The sequence below is a fragment of the Paenibacillus xinjiangensis genome (assembly GCF_059686975.1).
Genome location: NZ_JCAALS010000038.1, coordinates 16,282 through 38,438 on the forward strand (window position 1 = coordinate 16,282; position 22,157 = coordinate 38,438).

Annotated in this window: 24 protein-coding genes; 17 read left to right on the top strand and 7 right to left on the bottom strand. The window is 46.7% G+C overall.

The features are described 5' to 3' along the window. Positions 1 to 133 precede the first annotated feature (133 nt). Positions 134 to 769, top strand: coding sequence for a TetR/AcrR family transcriptional regulator (locus AC6ESP_RS26865; RefSeq protein WP_497099822.1), 636 nt, complete (start codon positions 134 to 136; stop codon positions 767 to 769). A gap of 86 nt (positions 770 to 855) precedes the next feature. On the opposite strand, the gene AC6ESP_RS26870 is transcribed toward AC6ESP_RS26865, so the two are convergent. Next, complete coding sequence (locus AC6ESP_RS26870) at positions 856 to 1,359, bottom strand: C40 family peptidase (RefSeq protein WP_497099823.1); 504 nt, start codon at positions 1,357 to 1,359, stop codon at positions 856 to 858. A 271-nt stretch (positions 1,360 to 1,630) separates the two neighbouring features. Here AC6ESP_RS26870 and AC6ESP_RS26875 point away from each other — a divergent pair, with 271 nt between their 5' ends. From AC6ESP_RS26875 to cysC, 6 genes are read left to right on the top strand one after another with little or no spacing between them, the layout of a single operon-like run. After that, complete coding sequence (locus AC6ESP_RS26875; protein WP_497099824.1) at positions 1,631 to 2,476, top strand: STM4015 family protein; 846 nt, start codon at positions 1,631 to 1,633, stop codon at positions 2,474 to 2,476. 2 nt (positions 2,477 to 2,478) lie between these two features. Then, positions 2,479 to 3,723: an STM4014 family protein gene (locus tag AC6ESP_RS26880; RefSeq protein ID WP_497099825.1), complete on the top strand. Its 1,245-nt coding sequence runs from the start codon at positions 2,479 to 2,481 to the stop codon at positions 3,721 to 3,723. Further along, a complete protein-coding gene (locus AC6ESP_RS26885) occupies positions 3,720 to 4,505 on the top strand; it encodes an STM4013/SEN3800 family hydrolase (protein WP_497099826.1) in 786 nt (261 codons plus the stop codon). Before AC6ESP_RS26880 ends, AC6ESP_RS26885 begins: the two co-directional genes overlap by 4 nt. Positions 4,506 to 4,539: 34 nt before the next feature. Further along, entirely contained in the window at positions 4,540 to 5,916 is a 1,377-nt protein-coding gene (locus AC6ESP_RS26890) for an STM4012 family radical SAM protein (RefSeq protein WP_497099827.1), read from the top strand. Continuing rightward, a complete protein-coding gene (locus tag AC6ESP_RS26895; RefSeq protein ID WP_497099828.1) occupies positions 5,913 to 6,770 on the top strand; it encodes an STM4011 family radical SAM protein in 858 nt (285 codons plus the stop codon). Before AC6ESP_RS26890 ends, AC6ESP_RS26895 begins: the two co-directional genes overlap by 4 nt. A gap of 34 nt (positions 6,771 to 6,804) precedes the next feature. Further along, complete coding sequence (cysC, locus tag AC6ESP_RS26900) at positions 6,805 to 8,451, top strand: adenylyl-sulfate kinase (RefSeq protein ID WP_497099829.1); 1,647 nt, start codon at positions 6,805 to 6,807, stop codon at positions 8,449 to 8,451. 87 nt (positions 8,452 to 8,538) lie between these two features. On the opposite strand, the gene AC6ESP_RS26905 is transcribed toward cysC, so the two are convergent. Further along, complete coding sequence (locus tag AC6ESP_RS26905; RefSeq protein WP_497099830.1) at positions 8,539 to 9,492, bottom strand: metallophosphoesterase family protein; 954 nt, start codon at positions 9,490 to 9,492, stop codon at positions 8,539 to 8,541. A gap of 170 nt (positions 9,493 to 9,662) precedes the next feature. Further along, positions 9,663 to 10,604, bottom strand: coding sequence for an alpha/beta fold hydrolase (locus tag AC6ESP_RS26910; protein WP_497099831.1), 942 nt, complete (start codon positions 10,602 to 10,604; stop codon positions 9,663 to 9,665). A 157-nt stretch (positions 10,605 to 10,761) separates the two neighbouring features. On the opposite strand from AC6ESP_RS26910, the gene AC6ESP_RS26915 reads away from it, so the two are divergent. The 3 genes from AC6ESP_RS26915 to AC6ESP_RS26925 all read left to right on the top strand — a co-directional run bounded on the left by AC6ESP_RS26915 (position 10,762) and on the right by AC6ESP_RS26925 (position 11,593). After that, a complete protein-coding gene (locus tag AC6ESP_RS26915) occupies positions 10,762 to 10,911 on the top strand; it encodes a hypothetical protein (protein WP_497099832.1) in 150 nt (49 codons plus the stop codon). 2 nt (positions 10,912 to 10,913) lie between these two features. Continuing rightward, on the top strand, positions 10,914 to 11,084 hold the full coding sequence (locus AC6ESP_RS26920) for a hypothetical protein (protein WP_497099833.1): 171 nt from the start codon (positions 10,914 to 10,916) through the stop codon (positions 11,082 to 11,084). A 104-nt stretch (positions 11,085 to 11,188) separates the two neighbouring features. After that, complete coding sequence (locus AC6ESP_RS26925) at positions 11,189 to 11,593, top strand: ribosomal maturation YjgA family protein (RefSeq protein WP_497099834.1); 405 nt, start codon at positions 11,189 to 11,191, stop codon at positions 11,591 to 11,593. Between the two features lie 641 nt (positions 11,594 to 12,234). Here the strand turns inward: AC6ESP_RS26925 and AC6ESP_RS26930 are convergent. From AC6ESP_RS26930 to AC6ESP_RS26945, 4 genes are all read right to left on the bottom strand, one after another. Next, complete coding sequence (locus tag AC6ESP_RS26930; protein ID WP_497099835.1) at positions 12,235 to 12,918, bottom strand: ABC transporter ATP-binding protein; 684 nt, start codon at positions 12,916 to 12,918, stop codon at positions 12,235 to 12,237. After that, positions 12,918 to 14,018, bottom strand: a complete 1,101-nt coding sequence (locus AC6ESP_RS26935; RefSeq protein ID WP_497099836.1) for an ABC transporter permease — start codon at positions 14,016 to 14,018, stop codon at positions 12,918 to 12,920. Before AC6ESP_RS26935 ends, AC6ESP_RS26930 begins: the two co-directional genes overlap by 1 nt. A gap of 98 nt (positions 14,019 to 14,116) precedes the next feature. After that, positions 14,117 to 15,490, bottom strand: coding sequence for a sensor histidine kinase (locus AC6ESP_RS26940; RefSeq protein ID WP_497099837.1), 1,374 nt, complete (start codon positions 15,488 to 15,490; stop codon positions 14,117 to 14,119). A 2-nt stretch (positions 15,491 to 15,492) separates the two neighbouring features. Beyond that, positions 15,493 to 16,164 (bottom strand): response regulator transcription factor, encoded by a 672-nt coding sequence (locus AC6ESP_RS26945; protein WP_497099838.1) that lies wholly within the window; start codon positions 16,162 to 16,164, stop codon positions 15,493 to 15,495. 222 nt (positions 16,165 to 16,386) lie between these two features. Between AC6ESP_RS26945 and AC6ESP_RS26950 the strand changes: the two genes are divergently transcribed. The 7 genes from AC6ESP_RS26950 to AC6ESP_RS26980 all read left to right on the top strand — a co-directional run bounded on the left by AC6ESP_RS26950 (position 16,387) and on the right by AC6ESP_RS26980 (position 22,089). Continuing rightward, the gene (locus tag AC6ESP_RS26950) at positions 16,387 to 16,788 is read left to right on the top strand and encodes a tellurite resistance TerB family protein (protein WP_497099839.1); all 402 of its coding nucleotides are present in this window, start codon (positions 16,387 to 16,389) and stop codon (positions 16,786 to 16,788) included. 191 nt (positions 16,789 to 16,979) lie between these two features. Beyond that, positions 16,980 to 17,849 carry an SDR family oxidoreductase gene (locus AC6ESP_RS26955; protein WP_497099841.1) on the top strand — a complete coding sequence of 290 codons (870 nt, stop codon included), beginning with the start codon at positions 16,980 to 16,982 and terminating at the stop codon, positions 17,847 to 17,849. A 31-nt stretch (positions 17,850 to 17,880) separates the two neighbouring features. Continuing rightward, on the top strand, positions 17,881 to 18,831 hold the full coding sequence (locus tag AC6ESP_RS26960; RefSeq protein ID WP_497099842.1) for a helix-turn-helix transcriptional regulator: 951 nt from the start codon (positions 17,881 to 17,883) through the stop codon (positions 18,829 to 18,831). Positions 18,832 to 19,216: 385 nt separating this feature from the next. Next, positions 19,217 to 20,512, top strand: coding sequence for an MFS transporter (locus AC6ESP_RS26965; RefSeq protein ID WP_497099843.1), 1,296 nt, complete (start codon positions 19,217 to 19,219; stop codon positions 20,510 to 20,512). A 56-nt stretch (positions 20,513 to 20,568) separates the two neighbouring features. Then, the gene (locus AC6ESP_RS26970) at positions 20,569 to 20,916 is read left to right on the top strand and encodes a helix-turn-helix domain-containing protein (RefSeq protein WP_497099844.1); all 348 of its coding nucleotides are present in this window, start codon (positions 20,569 to 20,571) and stop codon (positions 20,914 to 20,916) included. Positions 20,917 to 20,949: 33 nt separating this feature from the next. Beyond that, positions 20,950 to 21,483: a P-loop nucleotide/nucleoside kinase family protein gene (locus tag AC6ESP_RS26975; RefSeq protein WP_497099845.1), complete on the top strand. Its 534-nt coding sequence runs from the start codon at positions 20,950 to 20,952 to the stop codon at positions 21,481 to 21,483. 144 nt (positions 21,484 to 21,627) lie between these two features. Then, positions 21,628 to 22,089, top strand: coding sequence for a DIP1984 family protein (locus tag AC6ESP_RS26980; RefSeq protein WP_497099846.1), 462 nt, complete (start codon positions 21,628 to 21,630; stop codon positions 22,087 to 22,089). The last annotated feature ends 68 nt before the right edge of the window (positions 22,090 to 22,157 follow it).

Genomic DNA, 22,157 nt, shown 5'->3' on the forward strand with positions numbered 1-22,157 from the left:
CTTAGAATGGTTGTTTTTATTTGTGCAGATGTTGGCATTTCTCGATAAAAGCATTGAATAATTAGAATTGATCCAATAGGATATAACAAGTAAAGAGTGATTCATGCAAGGAGAAGAGGTGCCACTTATATCTATGAACAAAGAGGAACTCAATCAGACCAAAAAAGCTCACACTCGCAGTGAGCTCCTACATACAGCTCTTGAACGATTCGCTAAGTATGGCTATCACAACACGAAGATCTCCGATATTGTCCAGCAAGCGGGAGTGTCGCAGGGTACATTCTATTGGCATTTCAAGAGCAAAGAGGCTATTGCTCTTGAGATTATAAGGATTGGCAAAGAGGAGATTGCCAGAGTTATCGCTCAAGGCTATCGCAGCCAAGCAGGCACTGTACAGGACATGGCGAGTGCCTCACAATCATTGTTCGTGGATTTATATCGCTTCGCTGGGGAGAACCGCTATTTCATGGAGCTGCTGCTCGGAGGGATCTCGAATGAAGCCTCCATACGTGATGCCGTTCATAATACACGAATTGAGATGGAAAAAGCGTTTCGACGAAATATTGAGCGTGCGATGGAGCTAGGTATGCTGCCGCATCATATGGATCCCTATTTGAAAGCCGCATTTCTAACTAGTCTAGTGGAAGGCACGATCTCCAGATGGCTGTTCGGACCGATTGAACCCCATTCTACTATGACAGACAAGTCGATCGAGGAGCTTGCTGAGGAGACAGCGAGATTCGAGTTTTTTGGATTGCTGGGCATTTAGGAACTGTCCAACATCCGTTTATACACATAGAAAAGCCGAACAACTGCTATAGTTGTTCGGCTTCCGTATTCACAGATCAAATGACACTACAGGACGCGGCGTGCTGTTACATAGGTTTTGTCCCATGTGCTGCCTTTGAAGGTCGAGATCGTAACGCCGACTCCAACTTTGTAAGTGTGAAGCAGCTTGCCGTTACCGATGTACAGACTTACATGGTTAATGACGCCATCGCGGTTCGTATCGGAGAATACGAGATCGCCAGCCTTCAAGTTAGACTTGGATACATATTTGCCGACTTTGGATTGAGCCTTCGAGGAACGAGGCAGTGTAACGCCGTGCTTCTTGAAAATATATTGGGTAAATGAAGAGCAATCGAATGAAGAAGTAATACCGGATTTGGCTCCGAATTTATAAGGCTTGCCCAAATACAATTTACCAGTAGCAATGATTTTGCTTGCTTTTGAAGTCGAGCTGACAGCTGCATGTGCTTCTTGAGGTGCGGATACCAGCCCGCCTCCTAGTGCTATTGTAAGGCTAAGGCCGATTCCTGCAATGGTTTTACCGATCGTGTGTTTCTTGTTCTTAGTCATGTTGTGTACTCCTCCTAGGTAGTTGCTTAAACTCTGAAACTACCATAACACAGTTGAAATAGGTGCTATTTACCAATGGGAGAGGAGTTCCTGTCTAGGCTTGAAAAAACCATAGTTATGAGAAATAAATGATAAATCATTAATCTTAACTCTATTGACAACCTTTACATATATCTAATACGACATTTGGATTATAAAATTTGAAAGTCGAATTTAACCAACCTATAATAATAGTAGTCAATATACTAATCATTACCAAGGAGGATACACTATGTCCGAGCTAAAACTTGCACTTGATTATGATCAATATGAGGATGGAGTGAAATTAGTAGATTTATTGGAGAAGGCGGCAGGAGAGGCTTCGAGTGAGGAAATTACAAGCATTATTATCGGTGATTGGGGCGGAGCATATGAGAATGATTCCAGCGAGGCAGTCGAAGCGCTTGTCCGATTAAACAGCCGTTTCCCTAAGCTAAGAAAGCTGTTTATCGGAGACATGAGCTTTGAAGAATGCGAGGTTTCATGGATTATGCAATCCAATCTGGCGCCGCTGCTAACCGCTTATCCAGATCTAACCTCACTGACCATTAAGGGCAGCACGGGGCTTGAGCTTGAGCCGGCTCGCCATGACAAGCTGGAAGAGCTCACTGTCATTTGCGGCGGCTTGGGTCAAGGTGTTATTCATAGTATTGAAAAAGGATCATTCCCGAGTCTTACTAAGCTTGAGCTATACCTAGGTGTAGAAGATTACGGATTTGACGGCGGCTTGGAAGATGTTCTTCCATTAATAGAGCCGGGTAAATTCCCACAACTGACTTATCTGGGGCTTAAGAATAGCGAGCTTCAAGATGAGATTGCCATTGCTCTAGCGGATGCTCCGATTCTGGATCAGCTGCACACACTGGATCTGTCTATGGGAACACTAACCGACTCTGGCGCTGAGGCACTGCTCGGAAGTGATAAGGTGAAGAAGCTCCAGCATTTGGATTTAAGCTACCACTATATGTCTAATGAAATGATAGAGCGCTGGCAGAAATCTGGACTCTCCGTGAATGTAGATGAACAACAGGATAATGATGATGATGAGGATTATCGCTATCCTTCGCTGACGGAGTAATAATGGAGCAGATGATCGTTATCGGCAACCCCGGCAATAAACGGACAGCTGGACTTCAGGCTGCTAGGGCAAGGCTGGGGCTGCCTCCTGCATGGGTATTGTCCTATATCGATCTATTGGAAGGAAGGGCTTCATTAACGAGCCTCGCAGAGTGGAGTCAATCACTGGGTGAACGATCACCTTTGCTGCGCCTTGATGCGCCAGGTGAATCTTTCGAGGTCGAAAGGGCCTTGATTGCACTTGGCGCACCAGATGCATCCGGCAATGCTATTGATGATGGGCTGCTTCCGCTTGGTTATAGACCTGATCCGCAGCCTTACTCCGAGCGGACTGCCCTTAAGATAGAGGAGCAGAAGGGGAAGCTGTATCATCCCTCTCAGTGGTTCCGAGGCTATGGGCGGTTGCTCGCTCGTCTCGATAAGGAAGCCAAGCAGCTATGGTCTTCTCCGAAGTGGTTGAATGCCCCGCATGATGTGATGGCGATGTTTGATAAGAGGTACACCCATCACCTATTGAACGAAGCAGGCGTTCCGGTCCCAAGACAGCTTGCAGAACCAGATGAGCTTCCAGATTATGAGGCTCTGAGAGCCGCGATGAAGGACAAACGAATGGTTCGAATTTTCTTGAAGCTGGCCTCGGGCTCTGGTGCTTGTGGTGTTATTGCTTATCAGATCAACCCCGTGACTGGCGCCGAGCTTGCCGTTACGACGCTTGGTGTAGAGAATTATTTGGCGAAGCCTCCACTTTATTACAATGAGAAGAAGCTGCATCGATATACCGATCACACGATCATTAAGCAGCTGGTGAATTGGCTGCTCCGACATGGGGCTCATGCGGAGCAGTGGATTGCCAAAGCCTCTTACGAGGATCGGACTTTCGATATTCGGCAGCTGGTCGTTGCTGGAGTAGCTTGCCATAGCGTTGCCCGTGTAAGTCGCACACCGATTACGAACCTTCATCTGGACAGCGAGCGCAAGCTGTTAGAGGAGGTTGGCTTAGATGCAGCAGCTCAGGAGAAGGTGAGGACATGCGCACAGCAAGCGCTAGCTGCATTCCAACATTCATCGATTGCTGGCATCGACGTCCTCCTGAGCCGTAATTCCTATCGTCCTTATGTATTGGACGTTAATCCGTTCGGAGATTTGCTCTATCATGTCGTGCATCATGGCTATGACGCCTACGAATGGGAGCTGAAGAGGCTTGCAGAGGCTGACCGTCTTATAGTGAAGAAGGGAGCCTTACATTGATTAATATGAATGACATTGTGGGCAGCCACGATATTGTAATGATCACATTAGATACTCTACGATTTGATGCAGCTGTATTGGAAGAGGAGAACTGTCCGAATTTATGCCGGGGCGGGCATTGGGAGCAGCGGCATACGCCTGGCAGCTTCACCTATGCGGCTCATCATGCTTTTTTTGGCGGTTTTCTGCCAACGCCAGCGACGACGAACAAGTCTGAGCATGTCCGTCTGTTTCATTCCAAGCATACGGGTCTCCGGACGCATCCGAATACTTGGCTGTTCGATACGCCAGATATCGTGTCTGGGTTGCAAGGAGAGGGCTATCGCACGATTTGCATAGGCGGTGTTATCTTTTTCACGAAGAAGGTTCCGCTTGCCAAGGTGCTCCCAGGCTACTTCCAAGAGAGCTATTGGCGAATGACCTTCGGCGTTACGAATCCTCGTTCCACCGAGCATCAAGTGAATCATGCGATCAAAAGATTGGCGAAGGCTGAAGCATGTGAACGATTGTTCCTATTTATGAATGTATCAGCTATTCATGGACCGAATCATTATTATGTGCCAGGGGCGAAAAAAGACTCCGTAGAGACGCAGCGCGCAGCTCTCAGATATGTTGATGGGGAGCTTGGACGATTATTTACTGCGCTGCAAGAGCGCGAACGTCCCGTATTCTGTATGGTGTTCTCTGATCATGGTACGGCATATGGAGAAGAAGGCTATGAGGGACATCGTCTTGCGCATGAGGTCGTATGGAATGTTCCTTATCGCGAATTTATTGTGTAAATTAAATGTTGAACAGAGAGGATGTGCATGACGAATGAGTAATGCGGCTTCCCCTGATTATGATAAGGAGGTATGGAAGGATGAGTCGGCCCTGCGCAAGTGGAAGGAGCAGCTCACTTCCGAGCCTTACCGGTCTTACCTGTATTCCTATCCGCACAAAATGTCCTATCGACCATTAGAGACAAAGCTGTCGCTGCCAGAGTTATGGAGCAGCGAGCCGGCAGACACGTTCTTTTTATATATGCATATCCCTTTTTGCGGGGCACGTTGCGGATTCTGCAATCTATTCACATTGCCGGACAAACGCTCCAATGTCCATGCAGAGTACGTAGATGCCCTTGAGCGGCAGGCGAAGCAATGGGCACCGTTCATTCAGCGTAAGCCAGTAGCTAGGTTCGCTATTGGCGGGGGAACGCCAACCTTGCTGGAGCCTCTCCAGTTGGAGCGTTTGTTCCGTATTGCGGAGGAGATCATCGGCATGGACCCGAATCAAACGTCCATCTCGGTAGAAACCTCGCCTGAGACCGTCACACAGGATCGCCTCGATATTCTGAAGCAGCATAAGGTGGATCGGGTGAGCATGGGTATCCAGAGCTTTATTGAAGAGGAAGCTAACGCTATCTATCGTCCTCAGAAGCCGCATGAGGTGGAGCGGGCATTAGAGCTGCTGAAGCGGCAGCAATTCCCTATTCTTAATCTCGATCTCATCTACGGGCTGCCTGGACAGACACTGGAATCTTGGCTGTATTCCCTTAATCGTGCAATGGCCTATGAGCCTGAAGAAATATTTCTATATCCTCTCTATACGAGAGAGCATACGATTGTGAAGCCTGAGGATGTTCGTCAGAGCGGCTCGGACAGCCGAATGTCGTTCTATCTTGCTGCAAGAGAACGGCTGCTGTCACAAGGCTATACGCAGTATTCGCTGCGTAGATTTGCGAAGCATGGGGGATCGGACAAGCAGCTGCTGCCATACGGCTGTCAGGAGGAAGGAATGATCGGGCTTGGCTGTGGAGCTCGGTCTTATACCCGCAATGTGCATTATGCGACACGGTATGGTGTAAGTCGGAGTGCCACAGCCAGCATCATTGCGGATTACGTTGCGACCACCGATTATACCAAGGCGGATTATGGCTTTCTCTTATCAGATGATGAACAGAAGCGGCGTTTTCTATTGAAAGCTCTCCTGCATGTAGAAGGGGTGGAGCTGAGCAGTTATCAAGAGAGGTTCGACAGTCTTCCTCTTGATGATTACCCCGAGCTTCATTGGCTGCTCGGTACGGAGCTTGCACGGCTAGACGCGGGTGTGCTCCAATTGACCGACGAAGGTATGGCGCATTCCGATGCTATCGGAGATTGGCTTATCTCTGCAGATGTACGAGAGCGTATGGAAAGCTATGTGCTGACATGAATACGACGCTTTACTACAGAGGGAGCATCTCCTCATGCAATTATACTTGTCCCTATTGTCCATTCAGTAAAAACAAGGATCATGCTGAGACACTTGCCAAGGATCGGGAGCAGCTCCGGACCTTTGTTGCTTGGATAAGAGCTCAGAAGGAGGAGGGTCATCGATTGTCGGTGTTCTTTAATCCTTATGGAGAAGGACTTATTCATCGGTGGTACCGTGATGCAATGATTGAGCTGTCTCACATGGAGCATGTCGATAAGGTAGCCATTCAGACGAATCTGTCCGCTAAGCTTGAATGGACAGCGGAGCTTAATCCTGCCACCTCGTCATTCTGGGTAACCTATCACCCCGGGCAAACGACGGAAGCGAAATTTATCAAGCAGTGCAGCGTGCTTCATAGTCGTAATATCCCGTTCAGTGTCGGAGCTGTCGGCTTGAAGAGCGCCTTCGAAGCAATACAGTCGCTAAGACTGGCACTGCCTGAAGAGGTGTATATGTGGGTTAATGCTTACAAAGACAAGCCTGCCTATTATTCGCCTGAGGATATCGAGGTGCTGCAAGAGATTGATCCGCACTTCACACGGAATGCAGTAGATTACGATAGTATGGGCAAGGAATGCAGAGCAGGGTACAATGTGTTCTATGTACAGGGTGAAGGGCGAGTCAAGCGCTGCTACAAAGATCGTCAGGTTATCGGGAATCTCTATCGTGACGGTATACATGGCTTGTCGAAGCAGCGGGCGTGCAGGATGAAAAGCTGCGATTGCTATATCGGGTATATTCATATGCCGGAGCTGAAGCTTGAGAGTGTCTATGGTGACAAGCTTCTCGAAAGGGTGGCCATTACGCATTAACGTTTTAATAAAGAAGGTATAAGGGGAAATGATGATGTTGTCATCACGAGAGGGAGCAGCGATATGGCTTACGGGCTTGCCGAGCTCTGGCAAGACGACGACAGCCAATCTCCTTGCAGCGGCTTTAAGAGCACAAGGTATTGCCGTTGAGTGTTTGGATGGGGATGTGCTTCGGCAAGAAGTAGGCAGAGAGCTAGGCTTCAGCAAGGAAGATCGGATGGAGAACATACGAAGAGCAGTGTACATGAGCGGCTTGCTCAATCGCAATGGCGTTGTGACCATCGTATCGATGATAACCCCTTACCAGGAAATGAGAGACTATGCCCGCAAAATGCTCCCCGTATATATTGAAGTGTATACTGAATGTCCGCTTGAGGAATGCGTGAGCAGAGATATGAAGGGGTTGTATGCGAAGGCGAAGGCTGGAGAGCTGATGGCCTTCACAGGGATATCAGATGTATACGAGGTGCCCGTTCGGCCGGATATCGTGATTCGTACGGACCAGAATAGTGTAGAGGAGAATGTGAAGCAGATCATGGACGAAATGCGGATGAAGGAAGATACAATACTCAAGATGTGTCCATTATCGGAGATTGAGCATTTGAAGGTTCATGGACGAACAACGGGGAGTCTTTCGCCTTTAACTTTATTTTGGACTGGAAGCGCAATTGAATTGAACGCAACAGGCTCTGAGCTGTGGATGGAGGTCGAGATTAATTATAATCAATATGAGCCTTGGATGAGCGTTCTCATTAATGAAGTACCTGTAAGCAGACAGATGTTAGTATCCGGCAGATACTGGATTTGCTTATTCAGAGGGATGAATCCGAATACTGTGAAGAATGTGCGTGTGGTGAAAGATGTGCAGGCGATGAGCGCAGATCCAGGCTGCTCGATGAAGATCCATTCGGTGAAGAGCAATGGTGAATTTAGACCTATTGCGAGCAAGCCCTATAAGCTAGAGTTTATCGGAGACAGCATAACTTCTGGTGAAGGGGCTATAGGAGCGAAAGCCGAAGAGGACTGGATTCCGATGTGGTTCAGTGCAATTGACAACTACAGCGCGATAACCGCAGAAGCATTGAACGCAGACTATCGCGTCCTTTCTCAGAGCGGCTGGGGCGTGCTGACAAGCTGGGATAATAATCCTCGTGCGAATATTCCCGATTATTATGAACAGGTTTGTGGACTTCTAGACGGGGCTGATAATGCAGCTCTAGGAGCTTTTGAAGAGAATGACTTCGCTGCCTGGCAGCCTGATGTTGTGATCGTGAATCTTGGAACGAATGATGGAGGAGCTTTCCATTCGCCGCAATGGCGTGATGAGTCTTCGGGAGCAACGCATAAGCAGCGCTTGAATGATGATGGCAGCTACAACGATGAGGATGTTCGATCCTTTGAACAAGCAGCCCAGAGCTTCCTCGCCAAGCTTCGAAGGAATAATCCACATGCTCATATGGTATGGGCTTATGGCATGCTTGGTATATCGATGATGCCTGCCATCTGCCGCGCTGTAGATGCATACGTTAAGAGTACAGGTGATCAGAAGGTTACTGTATTCCAACTTCCGATTAGTACCGATGCAACAATGGGTTCAAGAAGCCACCCTGGAATAGTAGCCCATCAAAGCGCGGCACAAGCATTAACGGAGTATATAAAGGGGATTTTGTCACAAGGTTAGCCAACAGTCGAGGAAGCGTTCTGTTGTGAGGATGGAGAAGGGGATGTCTAAGAGGTTATGTAACCTTGTTGGACATCCCCTTTAATATTATTGCGCTTCAGGCACATGAGCTGGCTGCTGCTCGATCACAGAGCCATCGGCAAGACGAAGCCAAGAATCGACTTGGCGTTCTCCCTCGGTTAAACGTATGACACGCGCACCGCGCAGCATGTCCTCATGGCCATAGGTGTTGTAGCCAGTGGCCCGACCATAATGCAGACGAATACCATAATAATCTCCCCAAAAGTCATTCACATGATCATGTCCACAGAAGGTTGCGAGCACATCACCTTGCTCTAGAAGAGCGGAGAACAGCCCAGACTGGATCTGGGCTGAGCATACGCCCTCGTGTTTATTGCCATAGCAGGTTGTCGTCTGCCACATTACATAATATTCAGGAATTGGGATGTGGAAGAAGGATAGAGCTGGCAAGATCGCTCCGTTCATCCTAGTCTTCCAAGCATTCGACTGCTCCATATACCATTGAATCTGGCTCTGACGTATCCATGCATAGCCCTTGACGAGTGGATGGTCAGGATAATCACCGGAGTCCAAGCAATATAACAATGCCGCAGCGTCCTCATCTTCTGAGCCCTTAACTGGAAGCACATAGTTCCCTGTACCGTGAATGCTGTCAGGACCACTCTGAGCAAGGCAATATTTGTGCGAAGCTATTTCTTCCATTAGCTGCTCTCTAGTAATGCCACATTCTGTGTCGTGATTGCCGAACACGAGTCCCCACGGAATTTGTCGTTGTTCAACCGTATAGACAGCTTCACGCAGAGCACGGTAAGGATCATCACATCGGTATGTACCATCAGAGCGCAGACTTGCATCGATCACATCACCAGTAAACATGACGAAATCAGGCTGCTCTAATTCAAGCACACGTTCCATCGCGGCTCTAGTCTGCAGATCCTTCTCTAGCCCTTCTTGCCAGTGAATATCTGTGAATTGTACGATCGTGAAGGTTCCATCTTGGCGAAAGCGTAAGTCAGTCATCATCCATTCCTCCATAAAATAAACGATAGATTAGTCAAATGGTGTAATCATGCAATACTGCAATGATAATACCAATAACGCCAGCTGTCGATGCAGTTCTGTGCTGCTGCAGAGCATAAGCTTATTCGAACTGCATAGCCAGCATCTGTTATCTCTGAGCAAGTGACAGCTTAGTCTCTGGAGGCTTCGTAGATTTTCCGAGCAATCATGTCTGGATGTGTCTTCGCTGTAGTCATATGATCACCATGTCCTGCAATGTAGCGGAACAAGCCTAATCGACTGGACATATGCGGATGCCAGCCATATCCGCCTCCTTGCGGCAGTACATGATCCTCTGTCAGATAGACGTAGCTCTTCGGAATCTGGAGCGAATAAAACTTCTTAAGATCAAGCTTCTGATAAGACGGCAAAGCAGGCTCTGGAGATATGGTGCTGTAAATATGCTTAGCCATAGCCAGATCCGCCAAATTAACAAAGGTTTCTCGGAACAGTGGAAAGGGCAGCATGATCGTATCATCGGGTGTACCTTCTCTTAGCTTGTCGAACGCTTCTTTAGCGATTGGAGGGAACTCATCAGCGAGCATCTCACCATCATTCAGTACAAAAGCATTCCAGAATACAAGACGCTTCATCCTCTCGGGAATAGCCTGTGCCACAGTCTGAACTAAGGAGCCACCGAAGCTGTGTCCGACGAGCACGATATTGTGAAGCTGATTCGATACAATGTAATCCACGAGAGATTTCGTAAGCATGGCATGAGTCACCGCTTTGTTCTTATCTGCTCCATGCCCAGGATATTCCGGCGTATATACGGTATGACCCATTTGGCAGAGTGCTGCTGCAATGCCGTCCCAGAAGCTGGAGTCAGCCCATGCTCCGTGAATAAGGACAAAGGTGAGGGGCTCTGGCTTCACATGACCAGCTTCATGCAAGGTAGAGTCTACAGTGGACATAGGAGGATACATATAGCTTGGGTAGGTTGTTGACCAGCGTGGATCTTGGGGGTAAGCATAAAACACAAGCAGGGGAGACCAGTGCCACTGTCTGTCAGATGAAGCATATTTGTTATCTATATGCTCATTCGTATGATTGTTGGATGGGTAGCGATGCATGTTCATTATCCTCTCTGAATGGAGATGGATCATTATATGCCTACATGCTTCTATGCGTTAGACCACTTTTATTTCGGAGAGGTGGAACATTCGCCTATACTTCAAAGCCACACACAACATAGGCTGTTGGTAAGTGAAACCAAGGGGTTCGGTACTTATGGGGAAAACAACAACAAAATCAGTTCCGAATGAACCATCAGCTGATGATCTGGCTCTATGGGCTGCGGTGATTACCATTATTGGTGATCTGTTCGGATTGTTCTCTGTAATTAAGGCAAGGTCAGAGAAAGATGATGGAGGAGGCTAACCATGTCTAGTGAGAAGCAGCTAACAGCTGACGATCTAGCGAAAATTTCTGTTTCGTTATCTTTGATTGGGTACGGTCTAGGCTTATTGTCCCTGGAGAAAGCAGATTCGGAGAACAAGAATTCACAAGCACAGGCCAATCGATTACGGCATGTACTCAAAAGATTCAAGTAATGCAGGCGGAGGGCACTACAGCCCAGACTAAGTAAAATGTTGACCGCCCACTGTAACAAATAGGAGGATGTCCTCGTTCTTATGGTAGGGAAGGAGGGGGATTCTTGCTGCTGAGAAGATGGATTTATGTGCTGGCGGTTCTTATTCTAATCGCTGCAGGACTGAGTGTGAGAAGCTATTCGGATTCTCTGCCGCTATTTGTCTCCGAGCACTTCGGTGATGCACTATGGGCAAGTATGATCTATTGCGGATTTCGGTTTCTATTCTATAACGTTCGAGTAGTGAATGCAGCATGGATTAGTCTGTTGTTGTGTTATGGCATAGAGTTCAGTCAGCTTTATCAAGCGAATTGGATCAACGAAGTGAGGCATACTGGCTTAGGGGCTCTTATTCTAGGTCAAGGGTTCTTGTTCGTCGATTTGATCAGATATTTGGCGGGAATTGCAGTCTTATATATGCTGGATAGGTATATCTGGAGCCGCATGGTGCTGTCTCATACGATCGCATAGCGAGAGGATGCTCGGACAGACATGGGACCTGCAACTGCCTCGATAGTGGATGATTCATCCGATCGCTGTTGCCCAGATTTCTTCTATTAGAATAGAAGAGGCGGAAATCCGGAGGCGAACGCTACGCTTCTCCAGAATTCATCCACTTTCTCCGCTCAGCATGGCCGAAGCTCTCACTTCATGGCCCTATTCCATTTGGGCAAGTTAAAAAGCACTTGTAATGCTAAGATCAGCATTACAGGTGCTTTTTAGCGACAACGCGGCTAGCTGCTGGAGAATAGCGAAATGATTTTCGTAAATGGTGAACCTATTTCGCTATTATCAAGCCGCACCACCTATGGAAACAAGCATTAGCGAAACGATTTTCACTTTTGGTGAAGGTGGTTTCCTTATTAACGAAATTCCTTTCCTTCATAGAACGAATTCACCACTCACTTCTCACAATAAGGAAACTCCTTTCTTTGTTAGCGAAAATAACTTCCTTAACATATGTGCAAATTAGCCTCTCTACCACGCAAAACCCTAAGCTCGCGATGGGAAGATACTGCTCGCATGAATAAAAAAGGAGCTATCCCAAAAGCATGAAGTTCGCTGAAGAGATAGCTCACTTCGAATCAAAATGTTAGGAAACATGAAAAAATTTAGGAGGATACGGCAGTAAGCTTACCATCCTCCAGATAGACGATACGATCACATAAATCAAGCATACGCTGGTCATGAGTAACCATTACAGCAGCTTTGTTCCTAAGCTTCACTTCATCGGCGAGCATCTGTACGACGCTTCGGCCGCGTTCTGAATCCAGACTCGAAGTTGGTTCATCCGCCAGAATGAGGTCAGGATTGTTCATCCATGCACGGGCAATAGCGACACGCTGCCGTTCCCCTCCAGACAGCTGCTCGGGATAATGCATCAATCGATGTGTTAATCCCAATCTTGCGATGAGGTCGCTCGCTCTACGTTCATTATCTCGATTCAAGGTTCCTGTTAATTCCGAGATCAATCGTAATTGATCTTGAACCGTTAAATAGGGAATGAGATTAGCAGATTGAAAGACAAAGCCGATCTTCTCCAGACGAATCTTATTCATCTTCTTGGGAGACAGCTTATTCATTTCTTGATTACCAAGGAGAATACGACCACTTGTTGGAGACAAGAGTGCACCAGCAAGCGAGAGAAAGGTACTCTTCCCCGAGCCGGAAGGACCTACTATGGCCACTAGCTCGCCTGCTCTTACTGATAAGGATACCTGATCCAATACTTTGACAGAAGCATCTCCATCACCATAGATTTTGCTGACTTTATCGAATACCAGCTTGTTATTCATTAGGCAGTCCTCCCGATCGCTTCAATGGCTTCAATCTTTGCAACTCTGTACATGGATAACAAGGATCCTAATACGGAAACCGCCAAGAATAACAGGGAGCATCCAATTACGAGCTCAGGACCAAGCTCGAATGGCATACTGTCAGGAAGAATAAAGGATATGCCATACGTAAGAGCTATGCTTATGACTAAGCTAGTGATGGATAAAGACAGCACTTGAGCCATAATATTGCGAGCCAAGTAGCTGGTGCTGGCTCCTATTGCTTTTAATACACCGAATTGATTCATTTTTTGAATGGTGATGACATAGAAGAATACAGCAAGTACGAAGGCGGCAATGATAAACAGGAAGGCTATCATCATCAAGAGCGAGCCTTGCTCTTCTTTGTATCCCGGAATGCCTTGCAGAGCTTCAGCTTTAGTTATGACTTCAACACCGTCCAGCTCACTGATCATCTTAGCGATGGCTTCATTCGTAACCAGTGCGATCGCATTGAAGGAAGCGCTCGCGTCGTCAGGCTTGCTAGGCTTGAGGGAAGCCCGCTGCTCCATATTCATATGAATAACTGGTGTATGGCTGAAGGATTGTCCCTCTGTGAAGCCAACAATTGTAAAGGCTTCTCCGGATGCTTGATCCGTTACCAGATCCCCGAGCTTAATGCCGCTCTCCTGCAGAGAACGGTCCGCAATAACCTCATTCTGAGAAGCATTAGTGATGCCGTTGCCGCTTACGACCTCAGGCGCCAGCATGCTGGTCATGTCGATGGCGAAGTAGGTCACATCGATTCGCCGCTCTGAGCTTGCTGTCGTTAACGTACTCATCTGGACGCCTATCGGCGTCATTGCTTGCTCACTGATATAGGAGCGTACATCACTTAAGCTTGACTCTGTTAAGGTGGACCGAGTAAGTCGGTTGTCGGATTCCTGCTGGAGCACCAAATAATTGATATCCATGTTCTGAATGGATGATGCATTATCAGAGGATAAGCCGTTAGCGAGCCCTGTGACGAATAAGACGAGCCAAGCAATCAGTATCATTATGATCGCAATCAACAAGTAGCGCAGCTTCGCATATTTCAATTCACGCCATGCAAGAAACATCTTTCTTCAACTCCATTTCATTGTACATTCCGATTAAGTTATATAAGTAACTTGGCTTAAATATAGGATCGGAATATGAACGGAGAATGAACGGAAGATTACAGCAGCGGGAGGCGGATCTGAATCGTCGTTCCTTTCCCTAATTGACTAGACACTTCAATATGCCCCTGATGCCTTTCTATTATTTTTTTGGTAATAGCAAGACCTAAACCGCTGCTGCCTTCCTTGCGATCCCTCGCTTTATCTGCTCTGTAGAATCGGTTGAATATATGAGGAAGATCATTCTCAGCGATTCCAATGCCTGTATCCTTGAATTCCACAATACATTCCTGATCCGTCTGACGGGTCCGAATAGAGAGTGAACCGCCATGTCCGGTGAATTTGATGCTGTTGGTGATGATGTTCATCCACACCTGATACAGCATTTTTTCATCGGCTTGAATGACGAACGAGTCAAGCTCCATGTCGATTGTGAGCTCCTTCTCGCGCCAGCTCCATTCTGTTAGGAGCAGCGCTTGTTTGATTTGGTCGGCTGCATCGCAGGAGGTCTTCTCCAGCTCTTCCTTGTCGAGAGAAGCTAGCGTTAACAGCTGCTTGCTAAGCTGCGACATTCTGCGGCTCTCGTTCTCAATGATCGATAGATAATGATTTCTTTGTTCATCGGATAGATCTGCTGTCCTCAGGGTTTGTGAGAAGCCTTGTATGGAGGCGAGCGGAGACTGAATCTCATGTGACACGTTCGATACAAATTCTTGTCGCATATCTTCAAGCTGCTCGATGCTTCTCGCCATTTGTGAGAACTGGTTGGCAAGTGTGCCAATCTCATCCCGCCTTCGTGTAGCCAATTGGAGCTTATATGTGCCCTTGGTAATGAGCTTGGTTGCTTCCGTCAGCTTAACAATAGGCTTAACAATATAGCGCGTACTAATGAGGACGAGAACGATACTAAGAAGGATCGATAAAATAAGAAGCACAGCAAAAAAGATGCGCATCTCACCGAACTGAACCTCTACATCCGGTCGAACGAAGAGGGCGGAATATTCCTCCCCAACTTGAAGGGGAACGCCTATAGAATTCACAAGCGTATTATCGAAAAAGCCTGTAATAAACAGCTTAGAAGGGAATTCGATGATACCATGATACACTTGACCATTCCGGACATTCTGTATAATTTCCGGAGAGAGCTCTTGGCCTCGATATGCGCCTCCGTAGAATGTGCCAGTTCCTCTCTCATCAATGAGATACAGCTGGTAGCCCAGGCTTCCTATATGGCTTAAATATGGCTGCAGGTCAATCTCTGGATTATTCTCATAGAACGATTGGATATTCTCCGTAATTTGAGTCAGCTTGTTGTCGTTATAGGGCTTGAGGCTGTAGTGATAATAGACATTCGTAAGTATAAAAGCGAGAAGACTACTCATGACCATCACTAGGGTGACGGTAACGACAATTCGTAGATACAAGGTTTTCATGCTTACGTGACCTCCAATTTATAACCAATGCTTCTTATCGTTCGGATGGTGAAATCCTCACTTCGATCAGCGAATCGCTCCCGTAATCGCTTAATATGTACATCTACCGTTCTGTCATCGCCATTAAAGTCTGCACCCCAGATTAGATGAATCAATTCCTCTCGCCCGAATATTCGGTTAGGATGACTGGCTAGCTGAGACAGAAGCTCGAACTCCTTCATGGGGAGCATTAGCAGCTTGCCATTACAATGCACCTCATAGCTGTTGCGGTCAATGATCGTTTTATTAAGCCGGATTCGCTCAGCATGAATCATTTGATAGCGGCGAAGCAGCGCTTTGATGCGGAAGAGGAGCTCCTTGGGCTCGAAGGGCTTGGTCAAATAATCATCGGTTCCGACCTTGTATCCTCTTTCTTTATCGATGAGCTGATCCTTAGCCGTTAATAAGATTACAGGACAGTCATAATACGTGCGTATTTCTTCACATAGCTGATAGCCGTCTTTATTAGGCATCATAACATCGACCACAGCCAATTGGATTTGTTTCTGGGTAAGGATCGCCGAGGCTTCCTCACCATCCTGTGCTTCAACGACGGCGTAACCCTCCAATTGAAGAAAATGTCTTAACAGCTCGCGAATATGCGGATCGTCATCCGCTATTAATATATGAATCATGCGACACAACTCCTTAACTAACGTCCCTGCGTTACTAAACCCTGTCATTGTATCATGTTAGCTTTGTGAATTCATCAAAGGTACGAATAGGCTGTTTGATAAGGAAATCTATAAACAATTTAATGAAGTTGGTAGGAGAACGAGGAAGGCATGTCGAAATGAACAGAATAAGTATTTATTATTCAGCAATTAAAGGAGTGGAAAGCTTTGTTTTTGCATTTTTTGCAGACAAAAGAACATAAAGAAGCCTTTCTAGAATTAGCGTATGTCGTCGCGAAAGCAGACGGATTCATCAATAAAAAAGAGCAAAGCGTTCTTCGAGCTTATCGCTGTGAGATGGATATGGAGCAGACGGAGCAGGAGTTTCAATCCGATAAAGAGCTGGCTGATATTATTGGCGGCTTGAAGGATGAGCAGGTCAAAAGTATTTTCCTAGCTGAAATATTGCTGCTTATCTTCGCCGACGGTGACTATAACGATGATGAGAAGGCGATCACGAATGATCTGAAGAGACTGTTCGGTTTCTCTGATCAAACGTTCGAATCGTTCAAGGAATGGGTAATCCGCATGGACCGATTGAAAATCGAAGGCGTTAAGCTTATTCTAGACCCGACGGCAGTGTAGCCATAGGTAAGCGAAGAAGTGGATATACCTAATTATGATGGGTGCAGGAATGAAAAAAGGGCTAAGAATGGATAACCATTCTCAGCCCTTTTTTTCTTGAGGTGTACTCTATAGATGACAGTTGTTGTCATGATATGTGGGTTATACTTGCTGCATAATCACAATATAATGTCGAATAGGAGTGTTGCAGGATGAGCTCATTACAAGGTAAAGTTGCAGTAGTTGCAGGTGCAACAAGAGGAGCAGGACGCGGAATTGCTACAATGCTGGGAGCAGCTGGGGCAACTGTGTACTGCACAGGAAGAAGTGTTAGGGGAAACCCTTCGAATATGAACCGGACAGAAACGATTGAAGATACAGCAGATTTGGTTAACCAGAACGGCGGTGTTGGCATTCCGGTACAGGTTGACCATACAGTGGAGTCAGAAGTCGAAGCCTTATTCCAGCGTGTGAGCAGCGAACAGGATGGACAACTGGATATTCTCGTGAACGATGTGTGGGGTGGAGACCCTTTGACGCAATGGAACGTACCCTTCTGGGAGCATTCCTTGGAGAATGGCCTTCTTATGCAGAATCGTGCAGTATGGTCTCATATGATTACAAGCTATTATGGTGCCCCGCTAATGACTGCTAGGAAGCAGGGAATCATTATCGAAATAACGGACGGTGTAGATGATCGCTACCGTGGAAATCTGTACTACAGCTTAGCGAAGACATCGGTTATTCATCTAGCACGAGCGATGTCTGTCGAGCTGGAGCCATTCGATGTGACGGCTTTAGCGCTGACGCCCGGATTTCTACGCTCAGAAGCGATGCTGGACCATTTCGGGGTGCATGCTGATAATTGGCAGGAGGCTGCGAAGATTGAACCTCATTTTATAATGTCAGAGACTCCAATTTATATTGGCCGGGCAGTGGCTGCACTAGCAGCAGACCCAGACGTGCATAGACATGCAGGCAAAGCGTTAAGTACGTGGTCCTTATCGGAGCAATACGATTTCACTGACCTGGATGGAGGTCGTCCACACTGGGGCAATTATGCAGCGTCGTTGGGGCTGTAGACGATTGATTCAATAGACGGGAGAGGGAAAGATGAGGGCTGATCGGCTAATATCGATATTGCTGCTCTTGCAGAATAGAGGACGGATGACATCACGTGAGCTTGCTGAGCTGCTGGAGGTATCCGAGCGTACGATTCATAGAGATATGGATGCATTAAGCGCAGCGGGTATTCCAGTCATTGCCGATCGGGGTGTCAACGGAGGCTGGGCGCTAACAGATGGCTATCGAACCAGCCTTACAGGGATGAAGAGTGAGGAGATGCAAGCCTTGCTGCTTGCCCATCCTTCAGCTGTTTTAGGTGATCTTGGCATGCATGCTGTGTTTGAAGTCGCTTATCAGAAGCTTATTGCATCATTCCCTACAGCCTATTACAAGGAAGCGGAGATCGTAAGACATCGCATTCATGTAGATGGTGCAGGGTGGAATCAGTCGATAGAAAAGGTTCCATTCCTGTCCATCATACAAGAAGCGGTCTGGGAAGAACGAAGGCTCGATATACGTTATAGGAAAGAAGAAGAGCAGCTAGTGGAGCGTGTTGTGGAACCACTAGGGCTTGTAGCCAAAAGCAGCATTTGGTATGTAGTTGCCTCAACAGCAGATGGACTTCGTACATACCGCATATCTCGGCTTCTGCATGCGAGTAAGCACAAGGATTCCTTCGCTCGTCCAGAGGCGTTCGACTTGGCTGCTTATTGGGAGCAATCAACAGCCCTCTTCACGTCCAAGCTGCCGGTATTTCATGCTCGAATTAGAATGAAGGAGCATAGCCTGCCACGCATGTCTGCGCACTGGTATGTTAGACTGCTGTATTCGGAGCGTGCGATTAACGGCTTAGTGGAAGCGGAAATGGAGTTTCAAACACTGGAATCCGCCAGCGAAATTATTCTCCGATTCGGAGCCTCAGTAGAGGTGTTAGAGCCAGTGGAGCTTCGTGACAAGGTCCGCTCTGAAGCTCAGGCGATACTATCGTTATATCAATGAATGAAGCTCTTGCCCGTAAGTTCGGGCAAGAGCTTCATTCATTTGGGGAGCTGCAATTACATAAAGGCGGAGTGTTGTTTCGCTATAGGCGGGATAATACCTTTATTAAAGAGCTATTATGTATCTATTTATGCTAGTATCATACATGAGGCTGGATATTTATGGGCTCTTGGGAAGACAGCATTGGACAATGAGGAGATTGCTCATAGAACCTGGCTATTAATAGCGGAAGGAAATGATGCTGTAAGAAAATCCAACGAGGACTCTCATTAATTACTGTATAGTTTGGTTAACTTAACATTTTGTGAAGATGGTGTTATTTGCACCCTGAAGTCTACATTTCTTATACAATAAGAGCATTCGGTTCATTCAGGAGGCCAAGCTTATGAGGTCATTTTCGAAGGAAGAAAAAAGCTGGATGTGGTACGACTGGGGGCATTCCGCCTATTCCATCATCATTTCGACTGCCGTATTCCCGCTCTTCTACAAAGCGGCAGCCGAGGACGCTGGCGTTAGCGCTGCGAATTCTACTGCTTATCTAGGCTATACGATTGCGATCTCGACATTTATCCTTGCCCTGCTGGGTCCAATCTTGGGAACGATTGCCGATTACCAAGGGTTCAAAAAAACGTTTTTCGCCGGATTCAGCTTTCTCGGCATTATCGCCACTGCGCTGCTCACGTTTATTCCGCATGACAGCTGGGAGCTGCTGCTCGTCTGCTATATGTTCATTGCGATCGGCTCAGCAGGCTCCAATGTGTTCTATGACGCCTTCCTCGTGGACGTTACAGACGACGCGCGGATGAACAAGGTATCTGCTCGCGGATTTGCAATCGGGTATATAGGGAGTACAATCCCCTTTATCATCAGCATTGCGATAATTCTTCTTGCTCAGCAGGAGGTACTGCCGATCACCGTCACGGTGGCTAGCCAAATCGCATTCTTCATTACGGCACTCTGGTGGGGGATTTTCACTCTGCCGATGCTCCGCAACGTACGCCAGAAGCATTATTTGACCCGCGAGCCTCGGATCGTCGTGAACAGCTTCAAACGACTCTACGGGACGTTGAAGCAAATAAAGCAGCATCGCGCGATTTTCCTTTTCCTGCTTGCTTATTTTTTCTATATCGATGGTGTTGGGACGATTATTACGATGTCTACCGCCTATGGGAGTGATCTGGGCATTGAATCGACGGATTTGCTCATCATTTTGTTCGTCACGCAAGTCGTCGCTGCTCCGTTCGCCATGCTGTATGGGCGTCTGGCAGATCGGTTCTCAGGTAAAATCATGTTATATGTCGGCATCTGCGTCTATATCGTCGTATGTATTTATGCTTATTTCATGAAGTCGGCATTCGACTTCTGGGTGCTTGCGATGCTGGTCGCAACCTCGCAAGGCGGCATTCAGGCGCTAAGCCGGGCTTACTTCGCAAGAATGGTGCCGAAGGAGAATGCTAACCGATTTTTCGGGTTTTATAATATTTTTGACAAGTTTGCATCGATTCTGGGTCCTCTTCTCGTCGGCGTGACTGCGCAGCTTACCGGTAACACGAGTATGGGCGTTTTCAGCCTCGTTATCCTCTTCATCATAGGTATCCTCATTCTTATGCGAGTGCAGAGCAGGGTACGGGACAGGCCGTTGGTATATCAGGCGGGCATGGTGAGAAGACGAGTGGATTAAATTAGCTTGCGTGTGTACTACTTAAGACAAGATTTAATGAGATGGAGGCAATAGCGTTGAAATCATTCAATATTAGTCATGTTATTTGTTCAATTATATTAGGAATTGCATTTATAATAGGCTGCTATATCTTTAGTGAAGGTCAATCAGCCTCAAGCGAAGCCATTCCATACGTAAATTCAGATAAACCTTTATTGAATATCCAAGAAACAGCTAATTACTTGAATATTAGTGAACCTCAAGTTAAAGCTATCATTAGCAAGGAAGAAGCAGAGTTGAATTTAACCGGCTCCTATACGGGAATGATGTTTCCCATTATTAGAATCGGGAATGACATTTTTGTTAATAAAAACAGCTTAAATGACTGGCTGAAAGAATCCTCCATGCAAAGAAAAGAATATTAAATAGGGTAAGCTATATTATGGGGGCGGCGCATCATGATAGAGAGGTTGAATAAGGAAGGTTGGATCGATCGCGAAGAAGATCGTGCTTCTGCCTTAGTCGTCTTAATGTGTGGAATAGCTGGTTCGGGGAAAACAACCTTGTCACAGGAACTAGAAAATGACGGATATAGCCGGCTTTCTATTGATGAAGAGGTGTGGTCGACCAATGGTCGATACGGGATTGATTACCCTATTGAAGATTATCGGGAATTATTAGATGAAGCGCATATTAGATTACGCCACAAGCTAGTCGAATTGATTCATCATAAGAAACAGATCGTAGTTGACTCCAGCTTTTGGAATAAGTCTTCAAGGGATGAATATAAACGACTAATTGAAAATGAAAGTGGGAAATGGAAACTCATTTATCTAAAAGTAGAGCCTGACGAATTGCGAAGACGACTTGAAATTCGCAGCCGGCGTTATGATGCAAATGCAGCTTTTCCGATTACGGATGAGTTGTTAACCACCTTCCTCAATGGGTTCGAAGAACCAAGTGGTGAAGAGGAGATTGTTATACAAAATTGAAGTAGTTCTACTAATGTGGAATAATAGTTCAGGGCTGCTGCATAGCAGCCTTTTTTGTTGCTGTAAAAAAGAATTGGAAAATATAATATAGTTTGGTATATTTGGAATACTGATTTTTTCTGAAGATAGTGGAGGGGATTAGCAATGAGATTAGCGGAAGCGCTTGTTATGCGGGCGGACTGCCAGCGGAAGGTGGCACAGCTCAAGCAGCGGCTTGGGAGAGTGATTAAGGTGCAAGAAGGAGAGAAGCCTTCGGAATCGCCTGTCGAGCTGCTAGAAGAATTAAGGCGGACCTTGAGTGATTTGGCAGTCTGGGTGAAGCAAATTAACAAAACAAACGCTTTGAGTGCGTTCGATACTAGCATAAGCTTAGCAGAAGCGTTGGCGGAACGTGATCGCATCATGCAGCATCGCAATATACTGAATGAATTGCTGAGTGAGGCTTCTATTAAGCACGAACGGTTCAGCCGACAAGAAGTGAAATTTTATACAACCATAGAAATTGCTGATCTTCAAAAAGAGGTCGACGAATTATCGAGGCAATACCGTGAGCTGGACTTCAAGATCCAAGAGAAGAATTGGAGCACTGATTTACTAGATAACTAAACAAGTTGGTAACCGAAATCATACAGGCGAGCACAACCCGCCAACGGGTAGTTGGACCTCCGATGTAG